The following is a 15,413-nucleotide window of genomic DNA, read 5'->3' as shown; positions in this document are numbered from 1 at the left end:
GAGAAGTCCGGGAAAGGAGGTCACGATGAAGTTCCTCTTCGACGACGTGGCGTTCTCCTTCCAGGCTCTGCGCACCGCCGGGCACGCCGCCTACGCCGGCGCGGACCTCGGCGAGGTACTCGTCACCTGCCGGAACATCCCGGACGGCGACGAGCGGGCCTGGTACCGCGAGTGGACCGCCCTCGCCGAACGCCTCCACCGCATCGGCGACGAGACGCTCGCCGCAGGCCACCGGGTCAGCGCCCGCGAGGCACTGCTGCGGGCCTCGAACTACTACCGGACCGCGGACTTCTTCCGCGTCGAGAACCGCGACGCCGACACCGAGTCGGACCGGCTCGCCCGGTGCTCGCGCCAGACCTTCGCACGGGCCGCCGAACTCTTCGACGTGCCCGCGCTGCGCCTGGAGATCCCTTACGAGAGCACCACCCTGCCGGCATACCTGTTCCGCGCCGACGGAGCCGGCCGTGCGGCCCGCCCCCGGCCCACCGTGATCCATCACGGCGGCTACGACTCGACCCTGGAGGAGCTGTACTTCATGGTGGCGGGCGGTGCGTTGCGCCGCGGCTACCACATGCTCGCCTTCGAGGGACCCGGCCAGCAGTCCGTCCGGCGGGAGCAGGGACTCGTCTTCCGGCCGGACTGGGAACACGTGGTCGGCCCTGTGGTCGAGCACGCCCTGACCCGTCCGGAGGTGGACCCTGAAAGGCTCGTGTTGTGGGGCACCAGCTTCGGCGGGCTGCTGGCCGCCCGCGCGGCCGCGTTCGAAGACCGCCTCGCCGCGTGCGTCCTGCACAACGGGATCTACGACTTCTACGAACTCCCGCTCCGTGGTATTCCGCCCTACCTGGGCGAGTGGGTGGCGGAGGGCCGCGACGACGTGGCCGAGCCCGTGCTGGACGTCAGCATGGTGCAGAGCACGCGGGTGCGCTGGTTCCTGCGGCACGGCATGTGGGTCTTCGGGGCCAAGACACCCCCGGAGGCGCTGCGCGCCTGCGCGCCGTACAACCTCCACGGCGTGGCTGCGCACATCACCTGCCCGACGCTGGTCCTCGACGCGGAGAACGACGTGATCTGCCACGGCGAGGCCCGGCGGGTGCACGACGCGCTGCGCTGCCCCAAGGAGCTGATGGTGTTCACCGACGCCGAAGGGGCCGGTGAACACTGCCAGGAAGGCGCGGCGCTCCGCTTCCACCAGCGGGCGTTCGACTGGCTCGACGAACGGCTGTCCCCGGCATGACCGTCGAAGCGGACACCCGGCCGGACACCGCGGACGACACCCGGCGCCGCAGTCGCGTCGTACTGATCCTGCTCGCGCTGTTCATCGTGATCAACGCCGCCGACAAGGCCGTGCTCGGTCTGACCGCGGGCCCCATCAAGGACGATCTCGACCTCACGGCCACCGAGTTCGGCACCATCGCCAGCAGCTTCTACCTGTTGTTCAGCCTCTCGGCGGTCTCCGTCGGTTTCCTCGGCGACCGCATCCGCCCCCGGCCCCTGCTCGCCGTGCTCGCCCTGGTCTGGGCTGCGGCCCAGCTGCCGATTCTCCTCCCCGCGACCGGATTCGCAGCGCTCGTCGCCACCCGGGTGGTGCTCGGTGCCGGTGAGGGGCCGGGGTACCCCCTGGCCAACTACACGGCCTTCACCTGGTTCCCGGAGAAACGGCGTGCCCTGCCCTCGGCCGTCGTGGTCGCGGGTGCCGCCGGCGGCACCGTCCTGGCCGCCCCACTGGTCGTCCTGGTCAGCAGCACCCTCGGCTGGCGGGCCGCGTTCGCCCTGCTCGGGGCCGTCGGAGTGGTGTGGGCCCTCGTCTGGCTCAGGTTCGGCGGCGGCGGGCCGTACACCGCGCGCCTCGGCCCCGCACAGGACGAACCGTCCAGGGTGCCCAGGGAGCAGCCGTCCGTGCCGCTCTGGCGTGTCGTCACCACCGGCACCTGGCTGGGGGCCACGTTCTCCGCGTTCGCGGTCATGTGGACGCTCGCCCTGGGCTTCGCCTGGCTCCCGCTGTTCCTGGCGGAACAGGCCGGCTTCAGCGACACGGAGGTCAGCGGGATCGTCGGCCTGCCCGCCCTGGCGATGGCCGTCCTCGTACTCACCGCGGGAACCGTCGCGCACCGGTTGCTGCGGCGAGGGGTGACCGCCCGGGTCGCGCAGGGGCTGGTGGGCGCGTCACTTCCGCTCCTCGCCGGCGTCTGCCTGCTCCTGACGACCCGGGTCGGTCCCGCCGCCCTCCTGCTGCCGCTGCTCGTGCTGGCGTTCTCCGCCGGCAACGGACAGACCCCGCTGACCAACGCGGCGATCGCGGACATCTGCCCGCCGGGACGACGCAGTGCGGCTCTGGGACTGTCGTACGCCCTCGCCGCCCTCTCCAGCCTGCTCGCCCCCTACGTCACCGGGCGGATCATCGACGCCGCGCCCACCGAGGCCGTCGGCTACGGCCGGGCCTTCGACCTGACCGCCGGCCTGCTGATCACCGGTGCCGTCCTCTCGGCGTTCCTGATCCGTCCCGACCGCGACGCCCTCGCCCTGCTGCCCGAACCCCCCGTGGCGTCCCCCGCGTTCGGCACGGACGCGGAGCCCTCAGCGAAGGAGTGACCCCGATGCCCGTAGACATCGCCGTCGTCCACGGGGCCCGCACCCCGATCGGCCGGTACAAAGGCGCACTGCGCGCGGTGCCCGCCCATCGGCTCGGCGCCGTCGTGATCCGGGAGGCGGTCCGGCGCGGCGGACTGGAACCCGACGCCGTTGACGAAGTCGTCCTGGGCTGCGTGGGCCAGGTCGGCCCCGACGCGTTCAACGCCCGGCGCGCGGCGCTGCGTGCCGGGCTGCCCGTGCGCACCACCGCGTACAACGTCAACCGGCTGTGCGGATCCGGCCTCCAGGCGGTCTGGTCGGCCGCGCAGAGCCTCACCCTCGGTGCGACCGACGTCGTCGTGGCGGGCGGCAACGAGTCGATGACCCGTCAGCCGCTGCTCGACTACGGCGAATGGGCCTCCGGCGAACTGACCGAGGGCACGACCATCGACGGCACCCTTTCCCTGGTCACCGATCCCTTCGGGGACTACCCCATGGGCATGACGGGCGAGGTGGTGGCCGACCGGTACGGCATCTCGCGGCGGCGCCAGGACCGGTGGGCCGCCGAGAGCCAGCGGCGCACCGCCATCGCTGTTCAGGAGGGACGGTTCGAGGAGCAGATCGTGCCCGTCGCCACGGCGCACGGCATCGTCGAGCGGGACGAACACCCCCGGCCCGGTACGACGGAGGAGAAACTCGCAGGCCTGCGCCCCGTCTTCGCGGAGAACGGCACGATCACCGCCGGGAACTCCGCCGGCATCAACGACGGTGCCGCCGCGGTGCTCCTGATGCGCCCGGCCGACCTCGACTCCGGCAGTACCCCGCTGTGCCGGCTGCGGGATGTCGCCGTCACGGCGCTGGAGCCGGAGATCATGGGGGTCGCCCCCGCGGAGGCGATCCGCACCCTGCTGCGCCGCAACGACCTCACCGTGGACGAGATCGACGTGATCGAACTCAACGAGGCGTTCGCGGCCCAGGTCCTGGCCGTCGTGGACCAGCTCAAGCTCGAACCGGACCGGGTCAACCCGAACGGCGGGGCGATCGCCCTGGGCCATCCCATCGGCGCCACCGGATGCGTCCTGCTGCTCAAGGCGGCGCACGAACTGCGCCGCACCGGCGGCCGGCTGGCCGTGGTCGCCCTGTGCATCGGCGGCGGCCAGGGCATCGCCGCACTGATCGAGAATCCGAGCGCGGCCCGATGAGCGCGTACGCCTGGTATCCGACGCGGGAGTTCACCGAGCGGAGCAACATCACGGCGTTCTGCCGCAGGCACGGTGTCGACGGCGGCTACCGCGCGCTCCAGGCCAGGTCCGCGGCCGACCCCGAGTGGTTCTGGGCGCGGGCCGTGCAGGACATCGGCATTGTCTGGCACCGGCCGCCGCAGCGCGTGTGCGACGAGGCCGGGGGGATCGCGTTCACGCGCTGGTTCCCGGGCGCGTACACCAACCTCGTGGACTCCTGTCTGGAGCGCCGCGTGCGGCAGGGGAGCGGGCAGTCTCCGGCACTGCGCTGGGAGCGGGAGGACGGCACGCGCGGGGTGCTCACCTACGGTGAAGCGGCCGCGTACAGCGCCCGGGTGGCGGGCGGGCTGCGCGAGCTCGGTGTCGTGTCCGGGGACCGCGTGGCCGGCTGTCTGCCCCCCGGCCCCGAGGCGTTCGTCCTGCTCTTCGCGTGCGCGCGCATCGGTGCCGTACTGGTGCCGCTGTTCTCGGGGTTCGGTGCCGAGGCCATCGCGGTCCGGCTCGTCGACGCCGGCGCCCGGGTCCTGGTGACCGCCGCGGGCGCCGTCCGGCGGGGGCGGCGGCAGGACATGGAGGCGGTGGCCCGCGAGTCACTGAAGAGCGCCAAGTGCGTGCGCCATCTCGTCGTCGTGCGGGAGCCGGGCGGGCCACGGCACTCCTCCGACGCACCTGGTCCGCGCGCCCCGGCCGGGCCGGCCGGGCCGGCCGGGCCGGCCGGGCCGGGCGTGCCGTCCGGGACCGCCGAGCCGGAGGGGCGAACGGCGCCCTCAGGGGCCGGCGGCCGCGACCGCGCCGTGCTCGCCACGACGGACTGGCACCGGCTGGCCGCCGCCGACCCCGTCCCGGTCGTCTCGGTGCCCGTGACCGCCCCCTTCCTCCTGCTGCACACCTCCGGCACCACCGGCCGCCCGAAAGGCGCGGTCCACACCCACGGCGGCTTTCCGGCACAGGTCGGCAGCGAGACCCGTTACAACCTCGACCTGCGGCCGGACGACGTGGTCTTCTGGGTGACCGACCCCGGCTGGATCATGTTCCCGCTCATCGCCGTCGGCGGCACCCTCGCGGGCGCCTGCGTCCTGGCGTACGAGGGCGCGATCGACCACCCGGACGCCGCACGCCTGTGGCGGCTGCTCGACGACCACGAGGTCACCGTCTTCGGCAGTTCGCCCAGCCTGTCCCGCATGCTGATGGGCCGTGAGCCGCGCAACCCGGTCGTGCCCTCCCGGCTACGGGTCCTCGGCTCGACCGGGGAGCCGTGGACCGAGGACGCCTGGCGCTGGTACTTCGCCGAGTTCGGCGGCAAACGCTGCCCGGTGATCAACATCTGCGGCGGCACCGAGGTCGGCGGATCCCTGCTCGCCTCCGCGCCCACCCTGCCCCAGTCGCCGTGCGGCTTCGCGGGCCCCTGCCTGGGCATCGCCGCGGTCGTCGAGGACGACTCCGGCGCGCAGCCGCCCGAGGGGCAGGTCGGCGAGCTGGTCGTCCGGCGCTCCTGGCCGGGCATGACCCGGGGGCTGTGGCGGGCGCGCGAACGCTTCGCCCAGACCTACTTCGGCCGTAGGCCGGGCCGTTGGTCCCACGGCGACCTCGTCTCACGCACCGGCGACGAGTGGTTCGTCCACGGGCGGCTCGACGATGTCATCAAGGTGGCCGGCAAACGGCTCGGACCCGCCGAGGTCGAGGACGCCGTCGTCGGCGACCCGGCTGTCGCCGAGGCGGCCGCGGTCGGCATCCCGCACCCCGTCAAGGGGGAGGCGCTGTGGTGCTTCGCGGTCCCGTCCGACGGTCGGTCGCTGGGCGGGGCGGAGGCCGAGCGGATCCGTGCGCGGGTGGCCGGCGCGCTAGGCGCCGCGTTCCGCCCCGACCGGGTGATCGCCGTGCCGGAACTGCCCAGGACCCGCAACGGCAAGGTGATGCGGCGACTCGTCCGCGCTCTCGTCACCGGCGAGGCACCGGGCGACCTGTCCACCCTCGTCAACCCCGCCTGCCTCGACGCGATCCGCACCGCCCTGCAGGACCAGTGAAGCGCGATCCGCAGGTGATCAACCAGCCCACCGACCGAGGGAGTTCCATGCCGACGATCGACATCCTCCTGCCCGGCTTCGCCATCGACACCGACCAGGGCTATCCCGCCTTCTGCGGGGTGTTCCTGGTCCGCGGTCCGGACGCGGCCGGACGGGAGCGGAACATCATCGTCGACGCCGCCCACGTCGGCCGCCGCCCCTTCCTCCGGAACGCGCTCGCCCGACACGGCCTCACCGCCGAGCAGATCGACACCGTCGTCCTCACCCACGCCCACTGGGACCACGTCCAGAACATCGACCTGTTCCCACGGGCCACCCTCGTCCTGCACCCCGACGAACGCCGGTACGCGCACCTCCCGCACGCCAACGACTGGGCCACGCCCGCCTGGACGGGGCTGCTGCTGGAGCAGCTCCCCGTCCGCGAGGTCACCGACGGGGAGGAGATCATCCCGGGGGTCGGCGTCATCGGCCTGCCCGGCCACTCGCCGGGCAGCATCGGCATCATCGTGCAGACCGAGCATGGCCACGCCGCCATCACGGGTGACGCCCTGCACTTCGCGTACGTCGCCCGCACCAAACGCAACCCTCTGGTGTTCTGGGACGCCGACCAGGCCGCTCACAGCATCGAGCGGGTCCTGACGGTGTCCGATCTGGTCTACCCGGGCCACGACCGGCCGTTCCGTCTCACCGCGGCCGGCGACATCGAATACCTGGCGCCGTTCGAACTCACCGTGACCGGGCTGCGGCCCGACGACGACGGCCTCACGTTCGCCGACGCCTCGGCGCGGCCGCTGTGGGTGATGCCCGGCATCCAGGAGCAGCGCAGGCTGTACGAGAAGAGCGCCGACGACAGCCGGCGGCGGATCAGCCGGGTGCCGCGGGTGGTGCCGCGGACTCCGCGAGAAGCCGGGCCAGTGAACGGTTGAGCCGCTCGAAGAACGCGTCGGGCGCCTCGCGCGGGAAGAAGTGGCCGCCGGGGACCGGGGTCAGGCGGAAGCGGTGCACATACCGCCCCCAGGCCCGCACCGCGGCCGGGTCGACGAGCGGGTCGTCGGTGCCGGCGAATGCCTCGACGGTCAGCGGCAGCCGGGCCCGCTCGTCGTACGGGTCCGGCAGCCCCGCCCGCGGGTGACTCGCGCAGATCCGCAGGTCGTCGCGGAGGATCGGCAGCAGCACCCGCAGCCAGTCCGCCCGCCCCAGGAACCGCGGGTCCAGCCCGCCCAAGTCCACGAGCAGGCGGGCCAGTTCGCCGTCCTGGTACCGGTCGGGCGGCGGCAGCGTGGGCGTACGGTGCGGGGCCGCGTAAGCCCCGAGGAACAGCGCCTGCGGACCGCGACCGCCCGCGCGCAGCCGGGCCGCCGCCAGCGCGAAGGACAGCAGGGCGCCCATGCTGTGGCCGTACGCGGCCCACGGTCCTTCGTCGAGCCAGGGGGCGAGGTCGCGCCCGAGGGCCTCGACCACCTCCCCGGCGTCCTGGTACCGGGGCTCGCCGTAGCGCGCCTCGCGACCCGGCAGTTGCACCGGCAGGACGTCGACGCCCGACGGCACGCGCCGGGCCCAGGAACTGAAGAACGAGGCCCCGCCGCCCGCGTGGTGAAAGCAGAACAGCCGCAGCCGGGCGTCCGGACGGGGCGCCCGGCTCAGGCAGGAGGCCGAGGCACTCCTCGTCATGCGGGGTCTCCGGCCGACGTACGGGCGAGGCGGTGGCGGGCGCGCAGGACGCGGGCGCGGGCCGAGGCGGCCCGGCGTACGGCACCCGCCGTTCCGGTCATGCGCAGTGCCTGCGCCAGCAGCCACAGCCGGGTCTCGGCCGCCCGGTCGGGCCGGCCACCGAGGACGTCGTTCTCGACCAGGCGCAGGTGCGGCACGGTCCGCTCCAGCAACTCGGCGTCCGAGTGGGGCGCGATCTCGTCGTCGCGGCTCGCCGCGTAGGCGACCGGTGTGCGCAGCCGGGTGAGCCGCTCCTCGTCGAGCCCCCAGTCGGCGAGGGCGGCCGGAAGCCGGTCCACCGGTGTGCGCATGACGTGGGAGAGGGTCAGGTTCACCAGGCGCGGCAGCGGCGTGTGGTCCGCGGCGCGGACGAAGAAGTCGCGTACCGGGGCCCCGACGGTGGCCAGCCCCCGGATGCGGTCGTCCTCGAGGGCCTGGCGCAGCGCGAGATGCCCGCCGAAGCTGAGTCCCACGACACAGGTGCGGGAGGCGTCGGCGGCGCGGCCGAGCAGGTCGAGGAGGTAGGTGAGCATGCGTGTGCTGTCCGTTCCGTAGGTGAGGGTGTTCTCGCCGACGCCGGGCAGTTCCGTGACCACGACGGCCGCGCCGAGCCGGTCGGCTCCGGCGAGCACGGGGGCCCACTGCTCCTTGGTGCTGGTGATGCCGCCAAGGACGATGATGAGCGGGAGCCTGCTCCGGGTGGACAGGCCGGCGGCCCAGCACGCGAAGCCGTTCTCCTCAAAGGGCAGGTCGAGCCGGGAGATGCCGCGGACGCGTTTGCGCCAGCGGTCGAAGGCCTCGACGCCGGCGCTCTGCGCCGCCTTCCGCAACGGCCCGTCGACGTACGGGAAGCGGGCCATCGCGTAGCAGCGGACGGCGTCCAGGTCGCGGCCGCGTGCCTCGGCCGCCATACCGAGGGACGACCACTCGTGCACCCAGGCACCGGGGCCCTCGTCCCTGACGTCCGCGCTGAGGGTCCGCATCACCCGGTGGATGACATCCTCGGGGATGCCCTGGGCGTGTGCGTGCGGAAGGCCGAACCTCTGCAGCTCCGCGATGGGGATCATCGGGCCGCTCCTTTCTCTTCCGGGACCCGTTCCGCGGCATCGGGCGTTCCCTCGGCCGTCCGGCTGTCCCCGCGGCCGTTGACGAGGCGGGCGAGACCGGCGCTCACTCGCCTCACGAGGCCGGGGGAGAGGAACACGTCGAGCTGGGTGTCGAGGAACAGGGCGTGGAAGTGCATGCAGGTGCCGGGGTCGTCGGGGGCGAAGTCCGCACGGGAGGTGGTCACGGGCCCGCCACCACCTCGTACATCTGGCGGAACGTGCGTGCCTGGAGCACGTCGGCCACCGCGACGCGCCGGCCGACGACGTCCTCCACGACGGTGACGAGCCTGAGCAGCAGCACCGAGTCCCAGGCGGGGAAGTCGTCCAGCGGGCGGTCGAGGTCGTCGGCCCGGACACGCAGGCCGAGTTCCTCTTCCAGGAGCAGGCGGAACTCGGCGATGTCGGCGAGGGCGGTGGTCATGTCGGGTCTCCGTCGAACGGCCCGAATGCGGCGTGCAGCCGCAGATGGGCGGGGGCGGGGGCGATGCCGGTCAGCTCGTGCCGGAAGAAGACGGCCTCGGGATCGTCCGGGTCGGTGCCGACCGGGGCGAAGCCGTGGTCGGCGTAGAAGGAGGCGAAGGCCGCGTTGCGGGGCGAGGGAAGACAGCGGCCCGTCACGGCGCTCGCTCCGGTGTCCCGGGCGAACCGCAGCACCGCCGCCACACAGGCGCTCTCGATGCCCCGGGCGAACACCCGGCAGCTCAGGACGAAGTTGTCGATGCGCAGCACCTCTCCGTCTCGCCGCAGGAACAGCGCGCCGACCAGGCCGTGGTCGCCGAACCGGTCGCGTGCGCGTACAGCGAGCACATGGTGACCCGGGCGTTCCATCTGCGCCGACACCTGCGCCGCCTGAAGACGTTCGGTGGCCAGGTGGAACTGGTTGGTGCGCAGGGTGAGCTGGGAGACCCGGGCGATCTCGGACTCGTCCGGCGGCCGCAGGTCGACCTCCAGGCCGAGCCCGTCGAGATAGTCCTCGTAGGAGCCGACGTCCTCGCGGAACTCCTGTCGCCGCGCCTCGGTGCGGTAGCGGCCGGCCCGCTCCAGGTCGGCCTCGGTCAGCTCGAACAGGTCGAACCAGCCGTCGGCCAGCAGCGCCGCGGGGTGCAGTGCGGGCTCCTCGTCGACCCGGACCACGGCGACCTCGGGGAGCTGCTCGCCGACCAGCCCGCACTCGAAGGTGCTGTCGTCGACGAAGACGAAGCTGTCCAGGCCGAGCCCGAGCCGGTCGGCGATGTCGCGGAGGTTGTCGTGCTTGGCCTTCCAGTTGGCGTTGACGCGGACGAAGTCGTCCTCGCGCAGCACCATGCCCGGGTGGGTGCGCAGCGTCGTGCCGGCCAGCTCGGCGTCGTTCTTGCTGCTGACTGCGAGCAGCACACCCTGCGCGCCGAGCTGCCGCACCGTCCGCTGGAACTCCTGGAAGGCCTCACCGCGCAGCCCCGCGCCCAGCTCGATGCCACCGGGCCCGGCCTCGCCGAGCACCCCGCCCCACAGCGTGCCGTCCAGGTCCAGCACCAGGCACTTGCGGGTGCGGCCCAGGCGGGCGCGTACGACGTGGGCGGCCTCCCGGGCGTAGGCGGCCAGTAGCGCGTCGGAGAGGCGGGCCCGGGCGTACTGCGCGGCGCGCGGCTCGCACGCGACAACGCCTTCGGCGACCAGCGGATCGAGGTCCACGGTGACCACGCCCGGGTACTGCGCGGCCAGGGACAGCAGCCCGCTGTTGAACTCCCGCCACACCGCGCCGAGCCGGGCCCGCGAGCGCAGGTCGACCAGCTGGTGGGTGTGACGGCGGTGCAGCGGCACGGTGTTGAGAACGAGCAGGCCGCGGCCGGCCTCCTGGTGGGTGCGCACGGCGCCCGTCAGGAGCGCGAGCCCGGCCCGTGCGGCGGCTTCCACGTCCTCGGCTCGCCACGGCACCGTGACGTCGTCGAAGACGGTGTGCGCGTCGAGCAGGCAGAGCGTGAGCTGCGGCTGTTCCTCGCCGGCCGCGGCCGGGCGCATCAGATCCTGGAGGTAGGCGCCGTACGGCGAGACCTTCGCCTCCAGCAGCAGCCCGTGCCGGGCCAGTTCGGCGGTGAGGGGAGCGACCAGCGGAGCCACCGTCGAGTGGCCGGTGACCGTGACGGTGACCACCGGCACTTCCGCGTGGCGGCACACCTCCTTGGGATCGAGCCGGGCCAGCAGCTGGCCCGCTGCCGGGAGATCAGCAGCCGGCATGCGCGACAGCAGGGACCGTACCGAGCCGTACTCCGCGGGGAGCCTGCCCGCGCGGTGCAGGGCGCGCAGCGCGCTCAACGCCTCGGGGTCGTGCCAGCCGGCCGCCGGGTCCCGGGTGCTGTGGTTCGTGGTCGCCGTCATGAACGCTCCAGCGCGACACCGGACTTGATCCACTTGCTGGACTCGATGGCGACGGCGAGGGCGCGCCCGGGGCCGTCCCACTGCCGCAGCAGCTCCTCCAGCTGGAGGAAGGGCAGCGCGTTGCCGTTGTTGCCGACGTGGCGCACCACGTTGACGCGGCGGGCGTCCGGGGCGGGCATGCCGTCCGAGATGCGGTCGCTCATCCGGCCGGACAGCTGCGGGGGCAGCAGGAAGTCCAGCTCGTGCGTGCCCCAGCCCACGTCCTCCATGAGCTCCCAGAACATCTGCTGGGCCAGCACGGGCACCGCCTCCTCGATCGCCTTGTAGTCCTCGAAGACGGCGGTGCGGTCGGTGTGCCGGTCGCCGAGCCCGAACCAGTCGACGACCTGGCCCGGCTCCCGGCCCAGCCCCACCAGCCGGTTGAGCACCTGGCGGATCACGACGCGCTGCCCGAGCGCCTCGACGCTCAGCACGGCCGCGCCGGCACCGTCGCCGAAGAGCACGTAGTTGACCAGCTCGGCCGAGGTGCGCGACCCCGGGTCGAAATCCCTCTCCAGGTGCTTGGCGCACACGTCGCCGCCGATCACCAGCACCGTGCCGCAGCGCTCGGCGAGCAGCAGCGTGCGGGCCACGTCGAGGGCCTGCACGGCGCCGGCGCAGCCGGACTGGAGCTGATACGTGGGGACGTTGTCGATGCCGAGCCGGTCCGCCACCAGGTTGACCGTGGCGGGCATCAGCTGGTCCGGTGTGGCCGTGCCCAAGACCAGGCAGTCGATGTCGTACGGCTCCAGACCGGCCTCCGCCAGTGCCCGGCCGGCGGCGGTCGCGGCGATGTCGGCCAGCGTGTGCCGTACCTCACCGGTCGGAAGGTCGACGGTGAAGTGCCGGGTGGTGTTGCCGATGAACATCTCGGCCCAGGTCTCGTCGACACCGACGAGTTTGGCCAGGGTCGCATTGTCCACGGGGTCACCGGGCAGACAGGTGCCGACCGAGGCCAGATGGACGGTGGGTGCGGTCATCACCGGGTTCCTTCCGGGGTTGTGGGAACAGGAGCCGCGGCGCCGTGGCGGTCGCGCAGGAATCCGACGAGGTCACCCACGGTGCGCAGGCCTGCGAGCAGGTCCTCGATCGGGAGCGTGCCGAGTCGCGGGAGCGCGTCCTCGATCCGGGCCTTGAGCTCCATCACCCGGATCGAGTCGAAGCCCAGGTCCTCGTGCAGCCGGTCGTGGTCGTGCACGTGCTCGGGGTCGTGCCCGCCGACCCGGCACACCAGTTGGCGTGTCAGGACGGCGAGAGGGTCCGGCAGGTCACCCGCCGGGGCCGGCGGGCACGATTCCCCGCGGTCCGCACCCCTACGGACCGCGGTGTCCGCGTCAGGGGGGCCGGGCGCGGACAGTTCCGGGAGGCCCGGGGCGGTGCCGGTGCGCCAGGCGCGGAACGAGTCGTCGAACACGTACGGCGGCAGCCGGCGGGGCACCCGGTCGGCCTCGGCGTACAGCACGTCCCACTCCGGTGCGAGCCCGGCGCACCACAGTTCGCCGAACAGCTGCTGGGGCCGGTGGTCCGGGGCGTGCTCGCCCGGGTGGGCGGCGTGCAGGCTCACCGGGTGACCGGTGTCCGGCTCGAGCCGGGCCAGCAGTGGGGTCAGCACCGCACGCGGGCCGATCTCCACCACGTGGGTCACGCCTGCGGCCAGCAGCGCACTCGCGGCATCGGCGAACCGCACCGGCGCGGTGATCTGCCGTGCCCAGTAGCCGGCGTTCATGGGTTCCTCACCGGTGAGTCGATGGCCGTTCACCGTGGAGAAGACCGGGATGCGTGGCCCCCGGGCGGGCACGTCCGCGCACTCCCGGCGGAACTCCTCGACCACGGGTGCCATCAGCGGCGAGTGGAAGGCATGGGAGACGGAGAGCCGCCGGGCGGCCACTCCGCGCTCGTCCAACTCCTGTTCCAGTGACGCCAGTTCACCGAGGTCCCCGGCGACCACCGTGCTGCGCGGCCCATTGACGGCGGCCAGACCGAGCCGCTGCCGCCCCACCAGCAGCGGCTCGACCTCCGCGGCGCCCATGCTCACCGCGAGCATCCCGCCGTCCCCGGGCAGCGCCTCCATCAGCGCCCCGCGCCGGGCGACCAGCCGGGCGGCGTCCGGCACGTCCAGCGCACCGGCCAGGCAGGCGGCGGCGAACTCGCCGATGCTGTGCCCGAGGACGTACGACGGGCCGATCCCGGACTCGACGAGGGCGGCGGCCATCGCGTACCCCACGGCGAACAGCGCCGGCTGGGCCCAGCGCGTCCGGTGGACCTCCGGATCGCCGTCGAGGACCAGGTCGCGCACCGACCGTCCGGTGTGCGGGGCGAGCACTTTGTCGATCTCGTCGAAGTGCCGTGCGTAGGCGGGCCACCATCGGTACCAGGACGCGGCCATGCGCGGGTGCTGGGCACCCTGCCCGGTGAAGGCGAACGCCACCGACGCCGCCGCGCGTCGCCCGCCGTCCAACCGGGTGGCCTCCTCGGGGTGCTCCGCGGCCTTGCGTAAACCGGCGGCCAGCGTGGGCAGATCGGCGGCGGCGACGGCCGCCCGGTACGGCAGGCGGGACTTGACGCGATTGCTGGTCCAGCACAGCTGCGCCAGCTGGTTCTCCGGGCGCCGGGTCAGGACGTCGGCCTGCGCCAGCAGATTGGCGCGCAGCCGCTCGGGGGAGCGGGCGGAGACCGTGAACACCCCGGGCGCCCGGTCGCGGCCGCGGTGCACCGTGCGGGGAGCGGAGGCGAGCACCGCGTGGGCGTTGCTGCCGCCCATGCCGAAGCTGCTGACCGCGGCGTGCACGGTGCCGGACGGCAGCCTGAGCGGTGCCTTGAGCAGGGACAGCCGGCGCCCTGACAGGTCCAGCCTCGGGTTCGCGTCGGCCGCGAACCGGCTGGGCGGCACCGTGCGGTGGTGGAGCGCCAGTACGGCCTTGATCAGCCCGGCGATCCCGGCCGCGCCCTCGGCGTGCCCGAAGTTGCTCTTGACCGAGCCCAGTCCGACGCTGCCGCCGCTGCGGCCGCTGGTCAGCTCGCCGAGCGCCTGCGCCTCGATGAAGTCGCCCAGCAGGGTGCCGGTGCCGTGTGCCTCGACGAACCGGATGTCGTCGGCGGTGACGCCGGCCCGCTGCCAGACGGACTCGATCAGCCGCTGCTGCGCCCAGCGGTTGGGCGCGGTGATGCCGTTGCTGCGTCCGTCCTGGTTGATGCCGGTCTCCTTCAGCAGGGCGTACACCTGCTGACGGTCCGCCAGGGCGTCGCTGAGCCTGCGCAGCACCAGCACCGCAACGCCCTCGGCCCGTCCGATGCCGTCGGCCGAGGCGCTGAACGGCTTGCAGCGACCGTCGGGCGCCGAGAGGCCGGCCTGGGTGTAGAAGATGTTGATGACCGGCGTCATGATCAGGTTGGTCCCGGCCGCCAGCGCGTAGTCGCACTCACCGGAGCGCAGTGAGCCCGACGCGAGGTGGACGGCGAAGAGCGAGGAGGAGCAGGCGGTGTCCACGGCCAGACTGGGGCCCTTGAGGTCGAGGTGGTACGACACCCGGTTCGCGCCCATGAAGTAGCCGTTGCCGGAGCCGTAACGGGCGGTGATCCGGTCGTAGTCGGCGAGCTGGAGATACGCCCACTCGTTGGCCATCACCCCGACGAACACGCCGGTGTCTGTGCCGGCCAGGTCCTGCGGGGCGACGCCCGCGTCCTCGATGGCCCGCCACGAGCACTGCAGCAGCAGCCGCTGCTGCGGGTCCATGGCGGCGGCCTCCCGCGGGGAGATCCCGAAGAAGCCCGGGTCGAACGCGTCCGGGTCCTGGATGAACCCGCCGCGCACGGTGTTGCTGCGGCCCGGCGGCCGGGCTTCGGAGGCGCTCTGCGGTGCGGAGGGCGACGCGGCGTGATAGCGGTCGGCGTCCCAGCGCTGGCTGGGAACCCGGTCCGTGCCGTCGCGTCCGTCCATGAGGAGCGACCAGTACTCGCGGGCGTCGCGGGCGCCGGGGAAGCGGCAGTCCAGACCGACGACGGCGATCGGTGCGCGCTCGGTCATGACGGGTCCCCGGAGGCCAGTCGCTCGGCGAGGTGGTCGCTGATCGCGTGGACGGTCGGGAAGTCGTAGGCGATGGTGGGGGAGACCGCGAGCTGGAAGTGCGCCTCGATCTCGCCGCAGATGCTGATCGCCGCGACCGAGTCGATGCCGTAGTCGGCCAGCGGGGTGTCCGGGTCGATCTCCTCGGGGGTCCGGCGCAGATGGAAGGCCACCCGCTCGGTCAGCCACCCTTCGAGGTCCGGGGAGCCGGGCTGCGGGGCGCCGGGGTGCGGCGACGGCTGGTCCACGGGGGCGGCGCCGACGGCGGCGGTGGACTGGTCGGTGATGCTCATGGCGTGCTTCT

The 15,413-nt window shown here is 73.3% G+C and carries 13 protein-coding genes; 5 read left to right on the top strand and 8 right to left on the bottom strand.

Annotated features, from left to right (window positions below; genetic code table 11):
• Positions 1–25: 25 nt before the first annotated feature.
• The 5 genes from IF78_RS0111645 to IF78_RS0111625 are packed head-to-tail and all read left to right on the top strand — an operon-like array spanning position 26 to position 6,762.
• Positions 26–1,237, top strand: a complete 1,212-nt coding sequence (locus tag IF78_RS0111645; protein ID WP_031481170.1) for an alpha/beta hydrolase family protein — start codon at positions 26–28, stop codon at positions 1,235–1,237.
• Positions 1,234–2,592 (top strand): MFS transporter, encoded by a 1,359-nt coding sequence (locus IF78_RS0111640; protein ID WP_031481171.1) that lies wholly within the window; start codon positions 1,234–1,236, stop codon positions 2,590–2,592. Before IF78_RS0111645 ends, IF78_RS0111640 begins: the two co-directional genes overlap by 4 nt.
• A gap of 5 nt (positions 2,593–2,597) precedes the next feature.
• Positions 2,598–3,773: a thiolase family protein gene (locus IF78_RS0111635; RefSeq protein WP_031481172.1), complete on the top strand. Its 1,176-nt coding sequence runs from the start codon at positions 2,598–2,600 to the stop codon at positions 3,771–3,773.
• A complete protein-coding gene (locus tag IF78_RS0111630) occupies positions 3,770–5,836 on the top strand; it encodes an AMP-binding protein (protein ID WP_031481173.1) in 2,067 nt (688 codons plus the stop codon). Before IF78_RS0111635 ends, IF78_RS0111630 begins: the two co-directional genes overlap by 4 nt.
• Before the next feature lie 47 nt (positions 5,837–5,883).
• On the top strand, positions 5,884–6,762 hold the full coding sequence (locus IF78_RS0111625; RefSeq protein ID WP_158751337.1) for an MBL fold metallo-hydrolase: 879 nt from the start codon (positions 5,884–5,886) through the stop codon (positions 6,760–6,762).
• On the opposite strand, the gene IF78_RS43550 is transcribed toward IF78_RS0111625, so the two are convergent.
• From IF78_RS43550 to IF78_RS0111585, 8 genes are read right to left on the bottom strand one after another with little or no spacing between them, the layout of a single operon-like run.
• Complete coding sequence (locus IF78_RS43550) at positions 6,701–7,507, bottom strand: thioesterase II family protein (RefSeq protein WP_051827731.1); 807 nt, start codon at positions 7,505–7,507, stop codon at positions 6,701–6,703. The genes IF78_RS0111625 and IF78_RS43550 overlap by 62 nt on opposite strands.
• Complete coding sequence (locus IF78_RS0111615; RefSeq protein ID WP_031481176.1) at positions 7,504–8,613, bottom strand: alpha/beta fold hydrolase; 1,110 nt, start codon at positions 8,611–8,613, stop codon at positions 7,504–7,506. The genes IF78_RS43550 and IF78_RS0111615 overlap by 4 nt, the downstream gene beginning before the upstream one ends.
• Positions 8,610–8,837: a hypothetical protein gene (locus IF78_RS0111610; protein WP_031481177.1), complete on the bottom strand. Its 228-nt coding sequence runs from the start codon at positions 8,835–8,837 to the stop codon at positions 8,610–8,612. The genes IF78_RS0111615 and IF78_RS0111610 overlap by 4 nt, the downstream gene beginning before the upstream one ends.
• Positions 8,834–9,073, bottom strand: a complete 240-nt coding sequence (locus tag IF78_RS0111605) for a phosphopantetheine-binding protein (RefSeq protein ID WP_031481178.1) — start codon at positions 9,071–9,073, stop codon at positions 8,834–8,836. Before IF78_RS0111605 ends, IF78_RS0111610 begins: the two co-directional genes overlap by 4 nt.
• The gene (locus tag IF78_RS0111600; protein ID WP_031481179.1) at positions 9,070–11,007 is read right to left on the bottom strand and encodes an HAD-IIIC family phosphatase; all 1,938 of its coding nucleotides are present in this window, start codon (positions 11,005–11,007) and stop codon (positions 9,070–9,072) included. Before IF78_RS0111600 ends, IF78_RS0111605 begins: the two co-directional genes overlap by 4 nt.
• A complete protein-coding gene (locus IF78_RS0111595) occupies positions 11,004–12,026 on the bottom strand; it encodes a 3-oxoacyl-ACP synthase III family protein (protein WP_031481180.1) in 1,023 nt (340 codons plus the stop codon). Before IF78_RS0111595 ends, IF78_RS0111600 begins: the two co-directional genes overlap by 4 nt.
• Positions 12,026–15,070 carry a type I polyketide synthase gene (locus tag IF78_RS0111590; RefSeq protein ID WP_051827730.1) on the bottom strand — a complete coding sequence of 1,015 codons (3,045 nt, stop codon included), beginning with the start codon at positions 15,068–15,070 and terminating at the stop codon, positions 12,026–12,028. Before IF78_RS0111590 ends, IF78_RS0111595 begins: the two co-directional genes overlap by 1 nt.
• On the bottom strand, positions 15,067–15,402 hold the full coding sequence (locus IF78_RS0111585) for an acyl carrier protein (RefSeq protein ID WP_078662420.1): 336 nt from the start codon (positions 15,400–15,402) through the stop codon (positions 15,067–15,069). Before IF78_RS0111585 ends, IF78_RS0111590 begins: the two co-directional genes overlap by 4 nt.
• Positions 15,403–15,413: the final 11 nt, after the last annotated feature.

This window comes from Streptomyces bicolor (genome assembly GCF_000719285.1).
GTDB classification, from domain to species: domain Bacteria; phylum Actinomycetota; class Actinomycetes; order Streptomycetales; family Streptomycetaceae; genus Streptomyces; species Streptomyces bicolor.
The sequence above is the reverse complement of the archived record's forward strand: the minus strand, read 5'-3'. Positions and strand labels throughout refer to the sequence as shown.

Bases quoted from the DNA above. Each gene is read 5' to 3' on its own strand.
- IF78_RS0111645 (WP_031481170.1), top strand. From the start codon at position 26: ATGAAGTTCCTCTTCGACGACGTGGCGTTCTCCTTCCAGGCTCTGCGC.
- IF78_RS0111585 (WP_078662420.1), bottom strand. From the start codon at position 15,402: ATGAGCATCACCGACCAGTCCACCGCCGCCGTCGGCGCCGCCCCCGTG.
- IF78_RS0111615 (WP_031481176.1), bottom strand. From the start codon at position 8,613: ATGATCCCCATCGCGGAGCTGCAGAGGTTCGGCCTTCCGCACGCACAC.
- IF78_RS0111630 (WP_031481173.1), top strand. From the start codon at position 3,770: ATGAGCGCGTACGCCTGGTATCCGACGCGGGAGTTCACCGAGCGGAGC.
- IF78_RS0111600 (WP_031481179.1), bottom strand. From the start codon at position 11,007: ATGACGGCGACCACGAACCACAGCACCCGGGACCCGGCGGCCGGCTGG.
- IF78_RS43550 (WP_051827731.1), bottom strand. From the start codon at position 7,507: ATGACGAGGAGTGCCTCGGCCTCCTGCCTGAGCCGGGCGCCCCGTCCG.
- IF78_RS0111595 (WP_031481180.1), bottom strand. From the start codon at position 12,026: ATGACCGCACCCACCGTCCATCTGGCCTCGGTCGGCACCTGTCTGCCC.
- IF78_RS0111635 (WP_031481172.1), top strand. From the start codon at position 2,598: ATGCCCGTAGACATCGCCGTCGTCCACGGGGCCCGCACCCCGATCGGC.
- IF78_RS0111625 (WP_158751337.1), top strand. From the start codon at position 5,884: ATGCCGACGATCGACATCCTCCTGCCCGGCTTCGCCATCGACACCGAC.
- IF78_RS0111605 (WP_031481178.1), bottom strand. From the start codon at position 9,073: ATGACCACCGCCCTCGCCGACATCGCCGAGTTCCGCCTGCTCCTGGAA.
- IF78_RS0111590 (WP_051827730.1), bottom strand. From the start codon at position 15,070: ATGACCGAGCGCGCACCGATCGCCGTCGTCGGTCTGGACTGCCGCTTC.
- IF78_RS0111640 (WP_031481171.1), top strand. From the start codon at position 1,234: ATGACCGTCGAAGCGGACACCCGGCCGGACACCGCGGACGACACCCGG.